Genomic DNA, 853 nt, shown 5'->3' on the forward strand with positions numbered 1-853 from the left:
TGTGGATGCCGGAAACAAAAAACTGGTCTTCTGGTTTGTACGTGTTGATGACGAAGGGTATCCGGAAATTGCCCGCTGCACGGAGCGGGAATTTGCGACAATTCCTGCCGGTATCAACGCCGACGGCATGTATTGCCCTGAATGCGGTACGGTTCACTGGCCGGATGGCGTTATTCCGCCTTTCTGATGCTTCCCCGTTTTGCCGATATTTTTCAGCAGGGAAACCGATGGCTTAACTGGCTGGAGAAGCAGCCGGTGCAGATGAGCCGCCTGGAACATTATGCCGGTCAGGATGAAATTGGCCTGCGTTACAACAGCCACCGGACAAAACGAGAAGAAAACCTTGTGATGAGTGGCGACGAGTTTATGGAAAGGTTCTCCTGGCATGTGGCGGATAAGGGGTTCCGGATGGTGATACGGGGTCCTGAGTCCGGTGAAGCGGCGATTACTGGAAGATGTGGTGTACGCCATAACGGAGACAGTGAGAAAAACGGCGAGGCAAATCACAAGGAGAGGGATGTATCAGCAGTGACTGAAGGTTGACCCGCTGAAGTGCGAGCTGTGCGGAGGTCAGATGCGGTTTACGGGGCTGAAGAGGGGTTACCGTCTGGCAGAGCAGGTTATGATGCATGAGCCGCTGGCTCGAATACGGTGGTGCGGCTGAGAGTCGCAGAGGGGAAGTTGCGTCCATGTTGAGGGGAACGGAGCAAAAAACCATCAGAGATACATTGAATCAATCAATGTAAGCAATATTAAGTGTCTATACCGATTACTTGATGATCAGGTTGTGTTGAATAAACGCGCATTCTTCGGTGCTTTTTTAATCTTTTGGGGATTTAAATTCCTATCGATG

1 protein-coding gene and 1 pseudogene are annotated in these 853 nt (G+C 51.1%); both read left to right on the forward strand.

The window, feature by feature from the left end; genetic code table 11:
• Positions 1-187 (forward strand): hypothetical protein (locus BHE85_RS26590; protein WP_158512846.1); only part of this gene is annotated, 187 nt, incomplete at its 5' end.
• Between the two features lie 47 nt (positions 188-234).
• Positions 235-664: pseudogene (locus BHE85_RS16805) on the forward strand (transposase); the annotation flags it as partial.
• Positions 665-853 lie beyond the last annotated feature (189 nt).

The sequence above is a fragment of the Shigella sp. FC1567 genome (assembly GCF_001743015.1).
Lineage (GTDB): Bacteria > Pseudomonadota > Gammaproteobacteria > Enterobacterales > Enterobacteriaceae > Escherichia > Escherichia coli.